This is a genomic window from Rhizobium sp. RU36D (genome assembly GCF_900176345.1).
In the GTDB taxonomy this organism is placed as follows: Bacteria; Pseudomonadota; Alphaproteobacteria; order Rhizobiales; family Rhizobiaceae; genus Allorhizobium.
Window position 1 is genome coordinate 17,899 of the sequence record NZ_FWXU01000020.1, and the last position, 16,139, is coordinate 34,037.

16 protein-coding genes are annotated in these 16,139 nt (G+C 59.9%); 6 read left to right on the top strand and 10 right to left on the bottom strand.

Annotation, left to right across the window (positions count from 1 at the left end; all coding sequences use genetic code 11):
• Window positions 1–5: 5 nt before the first annotated feature.
• From lon to clpP, 3 genes are all read right to left on the bottom strand, one after another.
• Window positions 6–2,423: an endopeptidase La gene (gene lon, locus B9A97_RS20815; protein ID WP_084367746.1), complete on the bottom strand. Its 2,418-nt coding sequence runs from the start codon at window positions 2,421–2,423 to the stop codon at window positions 6–8.
• A gap of 431 nt (window positions 2,424–2,854) precedes the next feature.
• Window positions 2,855–4,132: an ATP-dependent Clp protease ATP-binding subunit ClpX gene (gene clpX, locus B9A97_RS20820; protein WP_084367747.1), complete on the bottom strand. Its 1,278-nt coding sequence runs from the start codon at window positions 4,130–4,132 to the stop codon at window positions 2,855–2,857.
• A gap of 291 nt (window positions 4,133–4,423) precedes the next feature.
• Window positions 4,424–5,056, bottom strand: coding sequence for an ATP-dependent Clp endopeptidase proteolytic subunit ClpP (clpP, locus tag B9A97_RS20825; RefSeq protein WP_084367748.1), 633 nt, complete (start codon window positions 5,054–5,056; stop codon window positions 4,424–4,426).
• Between the two features lie 459 nt (window positions 5,057–5,515).
• On the opposite strand from clpP, the gene B9A97_RS20830 reads away from it, so the two are divergent.
• Both B9A97_RS20830 and B9A97_RS20835 read left to right on the top strand, forming a co-directional pair.
• The gene (locus B9A97_RS20830; RefSeq protein ID WP_143530629.1) at window positions 5,516–6,736 is read left to right on the top strand and encodes a GGDEF domain-containing protein; all 1,221 of its coding nucleotides are present in this window, start codon (window positions 5,516–5,518) and stop codon (window positions 6,734–6,736) included.
• A 66-nt stretch (window positions 6,737–6,802) separates the two neighbouring features.
• Entirely contained in the window at window positions 6,803–8,047 is a 1,245-nt protein-coding gene (locus B9A97_RS20835) for a cytochrome P450 (RefSeq protein WP_084367750.1), read from the top strand.
• A gap of 133 nt (window positions 8,048–8,180) precedes the next feature.
• On the opposite strand, the gene B9A97_RS20840 is transcribed toward B9A97_RS20835, so the two are convergent.
• The gene (locus tag B9A97_RS20840; RefSeq protein ID WP_084367751.1) at window positions 8,181–9,173 is read right to left on the bottom strand and encodes a helix-turn-helix transcriptional regulator; all 993 of its coding nucleotides are present in this window, start codon (window positions 9,171–9,173) and stop codon (window positions 8,181–8,183) included.
• A gap of 107 nt (window positions 9,174–9,280) precedes the next feature.
• On the opposite strand from B9A97_RS20840, the gene B9A97_RS20845 reads away from it, so the two are divergent.
• Entirely contained in the window at window positions 9,281–9,940 is a 660-nt protein-coding gene (locus tag B9A97_RS20845) for a glutathione S-transferase family protein (protein WP_084367752.1), read from the top strand.
• A gap of 62 nt (window positions 9,941–10,002) precedes the next feature.
• Here B9A97_RS20845 and B9A97_RS20850 read toward each other — a convergent pair whose 3' ends face one another.
• Both B9A97_RS20850 and B9A97_RS20855 read right to left on the bottom strand, forming a co-directional pair.
• Entirely contained in the window at window positions 10,003–10,347 is a 345-nt protein-coding gene (locus tag B9A97_RS20850; protein WP_084367753.1) for a cupin domain-containing protein, read from the bottom strand.
• 55 nt (window positions 10,348–10,402) lie between these two features.
• A complete protein-coding gene (locus tag B9A97_RS20855) occupies window positions 10,403–11,686 on the bottom strand; it encodes an O-acetylhomoserine aminocarboxypropyltransferase (RefSeq protein ID WP_084367754.1) in 1,284 nt (427 codons plus the stop codon).
• Between the two features lie 159 nt (window positions 11,687–11,845).
• On the opposite strand from B9A97_RS20855, the gene B9A97_RS20860 reads away from it, so the two are divergent.
• Complete coding sequence (locus B9A97_RS20860; protein ID WP_084367755.1) at window positions 11,846–12,274, top strand: DUF6455 family protein; 429 nt, start codon at window positions 11,846–11,848, stop codon at window positions 12,272–12,274.
• Window positions 12,275–12,312: 38 nt separating this feature from the next.
• Here the strand turns inward: B9A97_RS20860 and B9A97_RS20865 are convergent, their stop codons facing one another.
• Window positions 12,313–12,741: a CoA-binding protein gene (locus tag B9A97_RS20865; RefSeq protein ID WP_084367833.1), complete on the bottom strand. Its 429-nt coding sequence runs from the start codon at window positions 12,739–12,741 to the stop codon at window positions 12,313–12,315.
• A gap of 92 nt (window positions 12,742–12,833) precedes the next feature.
• On the opposite strand from B9A97_RS20865, the gene B9A97_RS20870 reads away from it, so the two are divergent.
• Complete coding sequence (locus tag B9A97_RS20870; RefSeq protein WP_084367756.1) at window positions 12,834–13,175, top strand: hypothetical protein; 342 nt, start codon at window positions 12,834–12,836, stop codon at window positions 13,173–13,175.
• Between the two features lie 69 nt (window positions 13,176–13,244).
• Here the strand turns inward: B9A97_RS20870 and B9A97_RS20875 are convergent, their stop codons facing one another.
• The 3 genes from B9A97_RS20875 to B9A97_RS20885 all read right to left on the bottom strand — a co-directional run bounded on the left by B9A97_RS20875 (window position 13,245) and on the right by B9A97_RS20885 (window position 15,466).
• A complete protein-coding gene (locus tag B9A97_RS20875; protein ID WP_084367757.1) occupies window positions 13,245–13,718 on the bottom strand; it encodes a CoA-binding protein in 474 nt (157 codons plus the stop codon).
• Window positions 13,719–13,823: 105 nt separating this feature from the next.
• Complete coding sequence (locus B9A97_RS20880; protein WP_084367758.1) at window positions 13,824–14,255, bottom strand: VOC family protein; 432 nt, start codon at window positions 14,253–14,255, stop codon at window positions 13,824–13,826.
• A 383-nt stretch (window positions 14,256–14,638) separates the two neighbouring features.
• Window positions 14,639–15,466, bottom strand: a complete 828-nt coding sequence (locus B9A97_RS20885) for an enoyl-CoA hydratase (protein ID WP_084367759.1) — start codon at window positions 15,464–15,466, stop codon at window positions 14,639–14,641.
• Between the two features lie 95 nt (window positions 15,467–15,561).
• Here B9A97_RS20885 and B9A97_RS20890 point away from each other — a divergent pair, with 95 nt between their 5' ends.
• Window positions 15,562–15,993, top strand: a complete 432-nt coding sequence (locus B9A97_RS20890; protein ID WP_084367760.1) for a PaaI family thioesterase — start codon at window positions 15,562–15,564, stop codon at window positions 15,991–15,993.
• Window positions 15,994–16,139: the final 146 nt, after the last annotated feature.

Genomic DNA, 16,139 nt, shown 5'->3' on the forward strand with positions numbered 1-16,139 from the left:
TGCCTTTAGTGGGCGATCGCCACGCCGTCGTCGACGCCTTCTACGGTGCCGATTGCGGGCGTTTCCACGGTCCCGTCCCACTCGATCGGATCCGGCACGCGGACCAGGGCATGGCGAATGACTTCGCCCATGCGCGACACGGGAATGATCTCAAGATTGTTCTTCACATTGTCAGGAATGTCAGCCAGATCCTTGGCATTCTCTTCCGGGATCAGAACCTTCTTTATACCGCCACGGAGCGCGGCCAGCAGCTTTTCTTTCAGGCCACCGATCGGCAGGACACGACCACGGAGCGTGATTTCGCCCGTCATCGCGACATCCTTGGAGACCGGGATGCCCGTCATGATCGACACCATGGCGGTTGCCATGGCAACACCGGCAGACGGACCATCCTTGGGCGTCGCACCTTCCGGCACGTGCACGTGGATATCGGCCTTGTCGAAGCGTGGAGGCTCGATGCCGAAATCGACAGCGCGCGAGCGGACATAGGATGCCGCAGCCGAAATCGATTCCTTCATCACTTCCTTGAGGTTGCCGGTGACCGTCATGCGGCCCTTGCCCGGCATCATCACGCCTTCGATGGTCAGCAGCTCGCCACCCACTTCGGTCCAGGCCAGACCGGTGACGATACCGACCTGATCCTCGCCCTCGGCTTCGCCATGACGGTAACGCGGCACGCCGAGATACTCGTTGATGTTGGCTGCCGTGACCGCGACCGACTTGGTCTTGCCCTTCAGGATCTCCGTCACAGCCTTGCGAGCAAGCTTCATCAGCTCCCGCTCGAAACTGCGAACGCCGGCCTCGCGGGTGTACTGCTGGATGATCGCCTTGATGGCATCATCACCCACCGAAAACTCCTCGGGCCGAAGCGCGTGCTCCTTGATGGCCTTGGGCAGAAGATGCCGCCGGGCAATCTCCAGCTTCTCGTCTTCGGTATAGCCGGCGATCCTGATGATCTCCATGCGGTCCATCAGCGGACCCGGGATATTCAGGGTATTGGCCGTGGTGATGAACATCACGTTGGACAGGTCGTATTCGACCTCCAGGTAATGGTCCATGAACGTGCTGTTCTGTTCCGGATCCAGCACCTCCAGAAGCGCCGAAGACGGGTCTCCGCGATAGTCCTGGCCCAGCTTGTCGATCTCGTCGAGCAGGAAGAGCGGGTTGCCCTTCTTGGCCTTCTTCATCGACTGGATGACCTTGCCGGGCATCGAGCCGATATAGGTGCGGCGGTGACCGCGGATTTCCGCTTCGTCACGAACGCCGCCCAGCGCCATGCGCACATATTCGCGGCCGGTCGCCTTGGCGATCGAACGGGCGAGCGAGGTTTTGCCCACGCCTGGAGGGCCGACGAGGCACAGGATCGGACCCTTGAGCTTGGTCGCACGGGCCTGGACGGCCAGATATTCGACGATGCGTTCCTTGACCTTGTCGAGACCGAAGTGATCCTCATCGAGGATCTTCTCAGCCGCATTCAGGTCGATCTTGACCTTGGACTTCTTGCCCCAGGGCAGGCCCAGCAGCCAGTCGAGATAATTGCGTACGACGGTGGCTTCCGCCGACATCGGGCTCATGTGCCGCAACTTCTTCAGTTCCGCCTCGGCCTTTTCCTTGGCTTCCTTGGAAAGCTTGGTCTTGGAGATGCGTTCCTCGATTTCGGCCATCTCGTCGCGGCCGTCCTCGCCATCGCCGAGTTCCTTCTGAATGGCCTTCATCTGCTCATTCAGATAGTATTCGCGCTGGGTCTTCTCCATCTGGCGCTTGACGCGCGAACGGATGCGCTTCTCGACCTGGAGAACCGAAATCTCGCCTTCCATGAAGCCAAGTGCCTTTTCAAGGCGGGTCTTGACGCTCACCGTTTCCAGCATTTCCTGCTTTTCGGTGATTTTGATGGAGAGATGCGAGGCAACCGTATCGGCAAGCTTCGAATAGTCCTCGATCTGGCTGGCAGCGCCAACCACTTCAGGGGAGATCTTCTTGTTCAGCTTGACGTAGTTCTCGAATTCCGAGACGACTGAACGGCTCAGCGCCTCGATCTCGACGGCATCTTCCTTGGGCTCGGACAGCACATGGGCGACGGCCTCATAGAAGTCCTCGCGGCCGGTATATTTGTCGATGTGCGCACGCGCGCGGCCTTCGATCAGCACCTTCACCGTGCCGTCGGGCAGCTTCAGCAATTGCAGGACATTGGCGATCGTCCCGGTCTTGTAGATGGCAGAGGGCGCCGGATCATCGTCACCGGCATTCATCTGGGTCGCCAGCATGATCTGCTTGTCGGAGCCCATGACCTCTTCGAGGGCGCGGATAGACTTTTCGCGACCCACGAAGAGCGGAACAATCATGTGAGGGAACACAACAATGTCTCGCAACGGCAAGACGGGAAACACGTTCCCCTCGGTTGCGGCAGACGTCATCTTCGTCATTCTATTTCCTTTCCGTCGGCCTGGAAGGCCGGGCACTGTCCTGCCGTCATAGAAGGCAGGTAGAGTTCTTGCTCCCACCCAAGGTGGAGTTCCCGTAACGTAAATTCAAGGTCGCGCCAGACGAACCCCGTTGCCCTCATACCCTGGGCCCTACAGCAAAACTCGAGAACACGCTTGTTTTTGGCAACATGCGGAAAACCTGGTGAGAAAGGACCGGCATGTGGCGAGCGCGTCATGCGCTCCGCTTGTCATCCTCGCTGCGAACGACGCAGCCTGTTAACAACCGTTTTACTTTTTAAACCAATGCGACGCCGCTGGAAACTGCCTTCATGACAAATTTGCTGCCGCGCCCGCATAAATCGGTCATGCGACCAAAAATGCAACGGCCCGCCACAAGGGCGGGCCGTCGATAAACACCATCAGGTTGAGAATCAGGCCGAAGCGTTCGCTTTTTCTTCCTGACGGTCCGAATAGATGTAGAGCGGACGAGACGATTCCCGGACGACGTCGTCGGAAATGACCACTTCGCGGACACCTTCCAGTTCCGGCAGTTCGAACATGGTATCGAGCAGGATCTTTTCCATGATCGAGCGCAGGCCGCGCGCACCGGTCTTGCGGGTGATCGCCTTGCGGGCGATTTCGCGAAGAGCATCCTCGTGGAAGGACAGTTCCACGTCTTCCATCTCGAACAGGCGCTGGTACTGCTTGACGAGCGCGTTCTTCGGCTCGGAGAGGATCTGGATCAGTGCATCCTCGTCCAGGTCCTCGAGCGTTGCCAGAACCGGCAGACGACCAATGAATTCCGGGATGAGGCCGAACTTGACCAGGTCTTCCGGCTCCAGTTCGCGCAGCACTTCGCCGACTCGGCGATCGTCTTCCGCCTTGACCGTCGCACCGAAGCCGATCGAGGTCTTCTCGCCACGGGCAGAGATGATCTTGTCGAGGCCGGCAAAGGCGCCGCCGCAGATGAACAGGATGTTCGTCGTGTCGACCTGCAGGAATTCCTGCTGCGGATGCTTGCGGCCACCCTGCGGCGGGACGGAGGCAACCGTGCCTTCCATGATCTTCAGCAGAGCCTGCTGGACGCCCTCACCCGACACGTCGCGGGTGATCGAGGGATTGTCCGACTTGCGGGAGATCTTGTCGACTTCGTCGATGTAGACAATGCCGCGCTGGGCGCGCTCGACATTGTAGTCGGCCGCCTGGAGCAGCTTCAGGATGATGTTTTCGACGTCTTCACCGACATAACCGGCTTCGGTGAGCGTCGTGGCGTCGGCCATGGTGAACGGCACGTCGATGATGCGGGCCAGCGTCTGGGCAAGATAGGTCTTGCCGCAACCGGTCGGACCGACGAGCATGATGTTGGACTTCGCCAGTTCCACATCGCCGCCCTTGGAGGCATGCGACAGACGCTTGTAGTGATTGTGCACCGCGACGGACAGGATCTTCTTGGCCTGCTTCTGGCCGATCACATATTCGTCGAGGATCTTGATGATGTCCTGCGGTGTCGGCACGCCGTCACGGGACTTGACCATCGAAGATTTGTTTTCTTCGCGGATGATATCCATGCACAGCTCGACGCATTCATCGCAGATGAACACCGTCGGTCCGGCAATCAGCTTCCGGACTTCGTGCTGGCTCTTGCCGCAGAAAGAACAATAGAGAGTATTCTTGGAGTCACCGCCGTTGCTTCCGCTGACTTTGCTCATGTCTTTATCCTTCCAGCACGCCGCTGAACCGTTCAGACGGATCGCGGTCTACTCAAACTGCCCGGCCCCTTCGCCACGAAAGGGGTCAGGCCGCGTCGACCTGGGGTACTCTCCGGTTCCAATCCCCGAACGGGAACCGGCGGCAACGCAAACCCCTCCAGATCGCCAGACTATGTCACAAAAATTCAACATAGCCTTAATACCTACATTTATCGCGTTCGTCGCCAGATAAAACCCCCTTCTTTGGAGAGATCCGTCCGACGACCGCCGCTGCCCTGCGGCGAAGTTGCGTCAGCTTGCGCTGACGCCCTCGATTTCCTGGCGCGAGGTCAGGATCTTGTCGATCAGACCCCAGTCCTTCGCCTCGGAAGACTCCATGAAGTGGTCGCGGTCGAGGGTGTTCTCGACTTCCTCGTAGGTGCGGCCGGTATGCTTCACATAGACTTCGTTCAGGCGACGTTTCATCTTGATAATGTCACGAGCATGGCGCTCGATGTCGGATGCCTGCCCCTGGAAGCCGCCCGAGGGCTGATGCACCATGATCCGGGCATTCGGGGTTGCAAAGCGCATGCCCTTTTCGCCGGCTGCGAGCAGCAGCGAACCCATGGAGGCTGCCTGGCCGATGCAGAGCGTCGAGACGGCAGGACGAATGAACTGCATCGTATCGTAGATCGCCATGCCGGCGGTGACGACGCCACCCGGCGAATTGATGTAGATGGCGACTTCCTTCTTCGGATTCTCGGCTTCGAGGAACAGAAGCTGGGCGCACACAAGCGAGGCCATCGTATCTTCGACCGGGCCGGTCAGAAAGATGATCCGCTCCTTGAGCAGGCGGGAAAAGATATCGTAGGAGCGCTCTCCGCGATTCGTCTGCTCCACGACCATGGGCACCAGGGCCATGGCGGTATCAACTGGATTTCTCATGTCCGTCCTTTATTACCTTGGTTCCCCCGGATGGACCGCGAGAATCATATTCAATCGTGTCAACCCCTACATAGAGTGTCCGAGTGCTGAACTTCAAGACGCCGTGTGGGATAAGGTGAACGGCCCAACAGTGCGCTCCTGGAACCGCCCAACCGAACTCCCCATGACGCCTTTCTGAGCGGGGTGCAATTAACACCGGCTTACGATCCCGCTTCTCCCCGCGGATTGCCTTTGCCAAGGTGAAAAAAGGGTGAAGGCGCAGCCACCCGCCTCCACTCGGCGGCACATGCAGAGGCCTCTCTCAAATTTATGTCAATTTCCGAGGGTTAACCTTGTCCGGTAGCCACTTCTTAAGAAGTGCTGGCAGACTCTGCCGTCATCCGAAATGAATTCGTTGAAAGCAATCCGGTGCCAAGCTTCACCATCATCACGTATCTGTGGGTTGCGCAGGCATTGACGATGGCAGGATTATTCCTGTTCATCTGGAGCAACGACCGCAGCCAGCGTCTTTTCCTGTTCTGGGGCATCGGTTTCCTGACCCACGCGACCGGTTCAGCCCTCATGGGGATGCGTGATTTCGCGCCCGAAGTGATTTCGGGTCTGCTCGCCGTTTCTATCCTCCTGTCCAGCTTCTTCTTCCTTGTGACGGGTTTGCGGCATTGTGACGGGCGCCAGCCTGCGGGATGGGCGGCAATCCCCCTGCTGCTCTGGATCGCCGCGATCTCGGTTCCCGATATCCGGGCGGTGTTCGCGCTGAAGCTTGCCGTCTATGGGCTGGCCGCCGCCACGGGCTACCTGCTGTTGGCCCTCACGGCGCTGACGGGGCGTTTCAGCAGCACACGCTACCGCCGCGCCCTGGCCGTCATCTGGACAATCCAGGCAATGAATTCCGGCTCGCTCATGGTGGCGGCGTTGGTCCACGCGCCACAGGGCTTGAAGGACATGGCCCAGGGGCCAATCTACGGCATGATCGGCATGGCCTGCTTCGTCGCCATGCTGGTGGTTGGCGCCAAGATCGTGCAGGACCAGTCGGAGAGCAAGCTGCGGCGGCTGATTGCGCGGGATCCGTTGACCGGGGCATTGAACCGTCGCGGGCTCACCGAAGCGCTTCCGGAATTTCGTGCCGAGATACCTGAGGGGAACCTCGTCGCGCTCGTCATCTTCGACCTCGATCATTTCAAGACGATCAATGACAGTTACGGTCACCAGGCCGGGGATCAGGTGCTCGTCGAATATTCCCGGCGCTGTGCTGCCATGCTGCGATCCTCCGGACTGTTCTGCCGATCCGGCGGCGAGGAATTCATCGGCGTCATTCACGCCGGCTCTGACCAGGAAGCGGCGCAACTGGCTGAATCGATCCGTCGGCGGATTGCGGAAACGCCGTTCCAAACGGATGCCGGATCGCTCAAGGTCACCATGTCGCTCGGCATCGCGACGACATCCGCCGACCTGTTCGATCTTGAAGTCCTGATGAAGCAGGCGGACAAAGCCCTTTACGTGGCCAAGGAAGCCGGTCGCAACCGGTCCGCGATCTTCCGTGACGACAAGATCCAGATCGTCAAGACCGCCTCGCCGGAGCATCTGGCGCAAGAGGTCGACGACCAGGCAGACCGCCAGGTGGCGGTGCTTCGTCGCATTACCGAATTTGCCATCGCCGCCAAAACCCGATCGACGCGCTGAGCTGGATTTTTTGGGCGGCTGACCAGCCCCCTTTCCTGCGACTTGCGGATTGGCTAGAGGACATCCATGAGCCAGTTTCCTTTTCTCACCATCGACCCGAACACACGGCGCGTCAGCCTTGATGCGCGTGACCCCGCCTTCTATCGCGATCCCAATCCAGTCTATGCCGCGCTGCATGCGGCCTGTCCCACCTTCTATTGGGAGGAGCAGAAGCAGTGGTTCTTCACCGGCTATGACCACGTGAACGCGCTTTTGCGGGACCGGCGGTTCGGCCGGCAGATCCTCCATATTGCCACGCGAGAAGAGCTTGGCATGCCCGAGCCGGCCGCCCATACCGCCAATTTCGACCGGGCCGAGGCCTATTCGCTGCTGGACTTGGAGCCGCCGGAGCACACGCGGCTGCGCACCCTCGTGAACCGCGCCTTCGTGTCCCGGCATGTGGAGAAGATGACGCCGGAAATCACGGCGCTGGCCAACGGGCTGATCGACGGTTTCGAGAAGGACGGGCAGACGGAACTGCTCTCCTCCTTCGCCGACATCATTCCGGTGACGATGATCGCCCGCATGATCGGCATCCCGGACAGCATGGGATCGCAACTGCTGAAGTGGTCGCATGATTATGTCGGCATGTACATGTTCAAGCGCAGCCGCGCCGACGAGGATGCCGCCGACCGGTCTGCCAAGGAATTTGCCGATTACGTCCGCTCCATCATAGCAGAGCGACGCGCGGAGCCGCGCGACGACCTGCTCAGCCACATGATCCATACGGAACACAAGGGACAGTTCCTGACCGAGGACGAGTTGATCTCGACCACCATCGTGCTGCTCAATGCCGGGCATGAGGCAACCGTACACCAGATCGGCAATTCCGTGAGGGTGATCCTGGACAGCGGCCTGCCCATCGAGCCGATGTTCGCCAATGAAAAGGCGACAGTGCGGACCGTCGAGGAAACGCTGCGGATTTGCGCCCCGGTGCATATCTTCCAGCGCTGGTGCCTGGAGCCGGTCGAAATCGACGGTATCAGCTTCAAGCGCGGCGATCAGGTGAGCCTCATTCTGGCCGCCGCCAATCTCGATCCGCAGAAATTTGAAGATCCACTGACCTTCAAGCCGGATCGCGACGAAGCGCCGAACCTTTCCTTCGGCGCCGGCATCCATTTCTGCATCGGCGCGCCACTGGCCCGGCTGGAACTCAATATCGTTCTGCCCCTCCTCTTCCAACGACTGCCCGGCCTGAAGATAACGACGACGCCCGTGGTCAAGGATGTCTATCACTTTCATGGACTTGAGCGGCTCGACCTATCGTGGTGAGTGAGGCCCGACGCCGACGCGGAAGCGCTTCAACCGGGCGGTGATCGGTTCGCGGGGCATCGTGAGATTCATGAGTCTTTCGAATCGCTTGCGGTGTCACGCTGACGTTTCAGCGAAACCTCAGGGCACTGCCTCAGGCGCCTCGCCCTCCATCTTCCATCTCCAGCCGATAAAAGGCACCGAGTTTCCGCACTGTCTCGGCCATGGCCAGGCGCAGTTCCGGGGGCTCCAAAATCTCGACGTCGGAGCCAAGCCGCATCAACTCGCTGACGGCGTGCTGGGGCGAGGCGATGGGAAGCTCGACCGTTCGCCAGCCATTTGCGTCTGTCTCTTCGGAGACCTGCATGCGCGAACGCACATAATGCGGGCTGTTATGCTGCAGCATGGTCAGTCCCCATTTCGAGACCCGAAGGCGCCCGGTGCCGGGATGCAGTTCTTCTTCCAGCCGCCTGATATTGTCGTCCCAATAGGCGGAGAGATCAAAATCCTCCGGCCGCTCGAAGCGATGCTCGGTCACGACGAGATCGAGAATGCGGGCGATGCGATAGGTGCGGGTATCCTCCCCTATGCGGGCGGCCATGTACCAGGCCCCGCCCTTGAGGACGATGCCCATGGGCTCCACCTCGCGATCCTTCTCCGCCTTCCAGGTACGGTAGCGCATGCGGATGCGCTTGGAATTCCACACGGCATCCGCAATCGCCTGAAGGTGGAACGGCTGCTCGTTTTCGCCAAACCAGGTTGGTGCATCCAAATAGAACTTCGCCTGCATGCGCGCCGCACTTTGCCGCAGGTCCTCCGGCAAGGCTGCCGTCAGCTTCTTTTGCGCTCCAGCCATCATTGCGCCCAGGCCAAGGTCTGCGGCTGCGCCCGGCAGGCCGGACAGAAACATCGCCTCCGCCTCTTCCCGCGACATGCCGTTCAAGCGAACCCGGTAGCCGTCGAGAAGGCGGTATCCGCCATCGGAGCCGCGCTCGCTGTAGACCGGGATCCCCGACAGGGAGAGCGCATCGATGTCGCGATAGATGGTGCGCACCGAGACCTCGTTTTCGGCCGCGAGTGTCTCCGCAGTCACGAGCCCTCTCGCCTGCAGCGTCGTCAGGATGTTGATCAGCCGGCTTGCCCGCATGGAAAAATCCTCTTTGCCGCCATTATCCTAAACCAACCTGACACAGCCTGACAGGTATGGACAACTATTCTCCTCTCATCGGTTCCAGCCTCAAGAGGAGAAAGACAATGCCATCTGAAAACCCAATCACGCTCTACTATTCGCCCCAGACCCGCGCCACCGGCGCCCGTGTGCTGCTGGAGGAGTTAGGGGTTCCCTATCGCCTGCATGTGCTGAACATGAAGGCAGGCGAGCAGCGTCAACCGGCCTATCTGGCGATCAACCCCATGGGCAAAGTGCCCGCCATCCATCACGGCGATGAGCTCGTGACCGAACAGGCCGCCGTCTACCTCTATCTCGCTGATCTGTTCCCGGAAGCAGGCCTGGCCCCTGCCCTGGGCGATCCTTCGCGCGCCGCCTATCTGCGCTGGCTGGTCTATTACGGAAGCTGCTTCGAGCCTGCCATGATGGACAAGCATCTGAAGCGGGAGCCGGCCAGCCCGAATGAAACGCCCTACAGCAATTATGAGGACATGCTGGCGACGATCGAGCAGGCCTTAACCCCTGGTCCCTACCTGACAGGCGAAACGCTGACGGCGGCCGATCTGCTCTGGGGGATTGCACTGAACTGGACGATGATGTTCGGGCTGGTGCCGGAAAGGCCGGTGTTCCGCGCCTATGTGGAGCGCATCACCAGCCGGCCGGCCTTTCAAAAGGTCGCGGCTGAAGACGCGGCCCTGGCCGCCGAGCATCAGGCGGTGGTCGATGCCATGAATGCCGCGGCCTAGCCGGGACATTATTAGATAGAGTGAAGCAGCACCCCGCCCGGGGTGCGGCTTCACGTGTTTGTTTAAAGACGAATGACGTAGTCCTTGCGAGTCGTTTCAAGGACTTCCCACGTGCCCTTGAAGCCCGGCCTCAGGATCATGCGGTCTCCGGGATGCAGATGCACCGGCACCCCGCCATCCTCAGTGACGATCGAATAGCCCTCGAGGATCGTGAAATACTCCCACTCGTCATAGGAGATTCGCCACTTGCCTGGTGTTGACTGCCAGATCCCGGCATAGAGACCGCCAGGCGCCTCCTCGACATTCCAGGTGGTGAATTCGGGATTGCCGGCCAAAAGCCGGTCCGGTGCCGGCGCGCCGGTTTCCGGCTCAATACCCGATATGTCCAGTGTCAGGGCAAGGGTCATAGGCAGCTCCGATAAAGGGGCGGCGGCACCGTGCAGGTCCCGCCGCGCCATGGCTTCAGATCTTGGCCAGGGACTGCTCGAGATCGCCGATGATGTCCTCGGCGTCCTCGATGCCGACCGACAGCCGCACGACATCGGGACCAGCGCCCGCTGCGACCTGCTGCTCCGGAGACAGCTGGGCATGGGTGGTCGAGGCGGGATGGATGACGAGCGAGCGGGTGTCGCCGATATTGGCCAGATGCGAGAATAGCTGCAGGCCCGCGACGAGCCCCTTGCCAGCCTCGTAGCCGCCCTTCAGGCCGAAGGTGAAGACCGCACCGGCTCCCCTAGGCGAATAGCGTTTCTGCAGCGCGTTGTTCGGATCGTCGGCCAGGCCGGAATAGCTGACCCAAGCGACCTTCGGGTGCTGCTTCAGCCAGGTGGCGACCTTCATGGCATTCTCGCAATGACGCTGCATCCTGAGCGGCAGCGTCTCGATGCCGGTCAGGAGCAGGAAGGCATTCATCGGCGCAATCGCCGGGCCGAGGTCGCGCAGGCCGAGCACGCGGCAGGCGATCGCAAACGCGATGTTGCCAAAGGTCTGGTGCAGAACGACGCCGGAATATTCCGGCCGCGGCGACGAAAGCATCGGGTAGTTGCCGGACTTCGACCAGTCGAAGGTGCCGCCATCAACGATGACGCCGCCCATGGAATTGCCGTGGCCGCCGAGGAACTTGGTGGCCGAATGCACCACGATATCCGCGCCATGCTGCAGCGGCCGAACCAGGTAAGGGCTTGCCATGGTGTTGTCGACGATCAGCGGCAGGCCGTGCTTGTGGGCGAGTTCAGCAATTGCCTCGATATCGACGAAGGTGCCGGCGGGATTGGCCAGGCTTTCGATGTAGATCGCACGGGTGCGGCCGTCGATCTGCTGCTCCATGGAGGCGAGATCGAAGGGATCGGCCCAGCGCACATGCCAGTCGAAATTCTTGAAGGCGTGGCCGAACTGGTTGATCGAGCCGCCATACAGCTTCTTGGCAGCGATGAAATTGTCGCCCGGCTGCATGATCGTGTGGAAGATGAGCAATTGCGCGGCATGGCCGGAGGCCACAGCCAGGGCTGCCGTGCCGCCTTCCAGAGCCGCGACGCGCTCTTCCAGCACCGCCTGGGTCGGGTTCATGATTCGGGTATAGATGTTGCCGAACTGCTTCAGGGCGAAGAGCGCGGCAGCGTGATCCGAATCATTAAAGACATAGGCCGTCGTCTGGTAGATCGGCGTGATACGGGCGCCGGTGGACGGATCGGGTTGGGCACCCGCGTGCACGGCGAGAGTTGCAAAACCGGGGTTGCTGCTGGACATATGGACCTCCCTATGGCGGGCGTTCTCTCCGCCCTTCGGCAGTGAATTAACCGGCAATCGTGATCCTCCGCAAGGGATGGACCTGTGAATGATTGATCGAAATCAATGCGCCTGCTCTGACGGCTGCCAAGATGGCTGCGGTCAGAAGGAGGATCGCCCATGGACACGGCCGTCAATTCGCATTCGGAAAATCTCGTTTCTCGCTTTGTCGGCTGGCTTTCCCGGGGATGGGAAGCGGCAAGCGAAGCCCAGGCGCTCGCCGCACTCGATCAGGAAACCATCGGCATGATCGCGCGCGATTGCGGCATCGAACCATCGCAGCTGATTGAGCTGGCCAAGGCCGGCCCTGATGCCGCCGACGAGATGATCGCCATGATGAAGGCGCTCAACATCGATCCCATGGAAGTGGCAACCCGCTACCAGCACCAGTTCCGCGACATGCAGGTCAATTGCTCGCAATGTGGCTCCAAGTCACAGTGCCGCAAGGATTTGGCTCAGGGTCTCGCCGCACAGCACTTCAACGATTACTGCAAGAATGCCGATCACCTCAGCGCCATGCGGGCGACGCCGGAATTGCTGGCCGACTGAGCCAGCCCTCCCGGCGCAACCGCATCAGCGCATGATCATCAGCCGACGAGCCTGGGATATTCGATCGCCGGGCACCGGTTCATGACCACCTTTATGCCACTAGCTTCCGCCTTAGCCGCGGCAGCGTCATCTCTGACGCTGAGCTGCGCCCAGATGACCTTCGGACGGACAGGCAGGGCAATGGCCTCATCGACCACCTCCTGAAGATATTCCGACGCGCGGAACACATCGACCATGTCGACCGTTTCCGGGATGTCCGAAAGGCGAGCATAGACAAGCTGACCGAGCAGTTCCTTGCCGGCCTGTCCAGGATTGACCGGAAACACCCGGTATCCCGACGACAGCAGGAAGCGCATGACGCCGTGGCTGGGTCGCGCGGCATTCGGGGATGCCCCGAGCAGGGCGATGGTTTTCACGTCGCGCAGGATGTCGGCCAGATAACTATCGTCGTAGCGGTCATGGTTCATGATGGCGGTTTTCCTCGGTTGCTTGCCGGAAGGCTTGGCCTTCATCGAACCGCAGATTTATCGTCGCTCCGGTGCAAAGGGAAACACCTGCCATGAAAAGAATCATATTTGTCGCTGCCGTGACCGGCCTGACCATCGCGGCGACCGGCCCCGCACTTGCCATATCGCGCTATCAGTCAAGCTCGCTCACCTGCGAGGGCGCACGCCAGGCCATCCGATCCGAGGGTGCGGTCATCATTCGCTATCCCTCCAAACGCGTTGGGAACATGACGCTTTATGATCGCTATGTGGTGAACAGCGACTTCTGCGATCCCAATGAATATGCCGAGCGTGCCTATGTACCTACGTCCGACAGCCCGCGTTGTCCGGTTCTTGCCTGCGAGCCGAAATCGAACCTCGACGGGCTGATGTTCATACCGCGCCATCAGCTTTGATATCGCTGACGTTTCGGGCGTGACGCAGGCTTCCGATGCTCGCGTCACGAAGCGCCTTGGACGGCGGTGCTAGGCAGCATGATGCGCCAGATGGTCGTGTCCGTGCACATGCTGCCATTCGTAAACCAAAGGATATTCGGTTACCAGGGCGCGGTCCATGACCACCTTGATGCCCGCGGTCTCCGCCTTTGCCGCCGCAAGGTCGTCACGGATGCCGAGCTGGCACCAGATCGCGACCGGCTTCCACGGCAGGGCCAGGACTTCATCGACGATGGCGGGAAGCGCTTCTTTGCGACGGAAGACGTCGATCATGTCGACCGGGTGCGGAAGATCCGCAAGTCGCGCGTGGATCGGCTGGCCGAGAATGCTTTCGCCGGCATGGTCGGGATTGATGGGAAAGACGCTGTAACCCTTGCCCAGCAGGAAACCGGAGATCCAGTGACTGGGCCTGTTGTTATGGACCGATGCGCCGAGGATGGCGACTGTCTTCACGCATAACAGGATGCCTGCCAGATAGCTGTCCGAATAGTGGTCGTGGTTCATGGTAACCTCCTCCCCGGCTCATGCCGGCGGCTGTTACCCGTCCTCGTCGTCCCAGACGTAAGACTATTCGACATTTCTTAATTTTTGCCACCGGAGGCCAGCGCGTCAGTCCGGCATGGTCATGTGGCCGTGTTCGTCCAGCGGCGCAAAGGGATTGTGGGCAATCTCCCATAAATGACCGTCCGGATCGGCAAAATAGCCCGAATAACCGCCCCAAAACACCTTTTCCGGGGCTTTGACCGGTGTCGCACCGCAAGACAGGGCGAACTTGTAGACCGCATCGACCCCAGCGGGACTTGTCACATTATGGGCCAAGGTTACGCCGGAAAATCCAGGCGGCGTATTTTCCACGCCCGCGTCATGCGCAAGAGCCTCCCGCGAGAACAGGCCCAGCACGACTCCCTTCAGTCGAATGAAAGTGACGGCGTCCTGCGACGCCGAGGATTTCTTCCAGCCCAGCTTTTCATAAAAGGCGGTGCTGCGCGCGACATCCTGAACACCCAAAGTCACGAGCGATATGCGACGATCAAGGGACATGAAAAAATCTCCAAATCAACGGCGTTCCAGCTAAATGCACATTATGTTCTTTTTTTGTTCATACATGCATTAGATAAAACTCATAGTTGAATTAAGTCGTCACACAAATTGTTTTAATCACCAACAAAATACTGGCATGAACCGGATGGTACCTTTTCCGCGCGCATGTGGCGCGCAAGGCCACGCAGCCTTTTGACAATAGGCAAGTCGATGATCGATAGGCTTGGCACTTGATACGACGGCCATGGCTTTCCGCATGACATAGCACGCCGCACGGACCACACGCTTGACCATACAGCCCTCAGACTTGATGGATATCAAGTTCAAGATAAAATTGAATCTATTCGCTAAATCGCTTTGGGACGAAGGCGCCGCCGTGGCGGCTACTCGCCTTTCCACTCCGGATTGCGCTTGCCGAGAAACGCGCCGATGCCCTCTTCCGCGTCGCGCGCCAGCATGTTCTCGACCATGACGCCGGCGGCATAGTCATAAGCGGCTTCCAGCGGCACATCGATCTGGCGATAGAAGGCTTCCTTGCCGATTTTCAGTGTCAGCGGCGATTTGGACGCGATCACCGATGCGTATTTGTTTACAACCTGGACAAGATATTGCTTGGGTACGATCCGGTTGACTAGGCCAAAATCCTTGGCGGTCGACGCGTCGATGGTTTCGCCGGTCAGGAGCATTTCCATGGCCTGCTTGCGGTGCGCCGCGCGCGAGATCGCGACCATCGGCGTCGAGCAGAACAGGCCGATATTGACGCCCGGTGTGCAGAAGGTCGAGGTGTCCGTGCAGATCGCGAGATCGCAGGAGGCGACCAGTTGGCAGCCTGCCGCCGTGGCCAGACCGTCGATTTCGGCGATGACGGGTTTTGGCAGGTGAGTGATCTTCAGCATCAGGTCGGCGCAGAGACGCATGGTCTTCTCGAAGAAGGCCCGCCCGCGATCGGCATCGGCGCGATGGGCGGTCATTTCCTTGAGGTCATGTCCGGCCGAAAACAGCTTGCCCGCCGCCGCCAGGATCACCACACGCACGGCCTTGTCGGTGGCGGCCCTGTCGAGCGCTGCAAGCAGCGCCTCCATCAGGGCAATCGAGAGGGCATTGGCCGGGGGATTATTGAGCGTCAGCCGCAACACGCCATCGTTCAAGGCCTCCATCAGCGGCGTCGCCTGCTCGCAATCCTCTTTCCTGAACGAAACCACATCGGCCATGGCCCTATCCTCCGCATTCCATTTGCTTAGGGTACAAAGCCTGCCATAAAAGCGGTCGGCAATGCCAGCCCCTTCGCTTGATGGACCGACCTCACATGCAGCCGATCATGAGCGCGCAAGCGATCAATGACTTCCTGGAAACGGATTTCCCGCAGATCCACACCGATGGACGCGTGTTTACCGTGACATCTGTCCGTCCCGGCGGCCTCACCATGACCTTCGACCCGAATGAGCGCCATCTGCGCCCCGGCGGAACTGTATCAGGACCTTCGATGTTCGCCCTGGCCGATGTGGCGGCCTATGCGGCCATCCTTGCCCATATCGGTCCGGTAGCCCTGGCCGTGACCACCAATCTCAACATCAATTTCCTGCGGTTGCCGCAGCCCAGCCTGATGAGCTGCGATTGCCGGTTGCTGAAACTTGGCAAGCGGCTCGCGGTTGTCGACGCACTGCTGCATCAGGGCGATCCGGACCATCCGGTGGCCCAGGCGACTGCGACCTATTCGATCCCGCCGCGGACGGAATAACGGGTCTTGTCGTCCACAGAAGCACCAATGCAGCTACGATTCTGGCAGAATAGTTGCGGTATTATATTACCCCATACCCAAGCCGTTGTTTCTATTTGTCTATTTTTACAGACGCAAAGACAGCCAAGCTTGACCGGCTGAAAGAC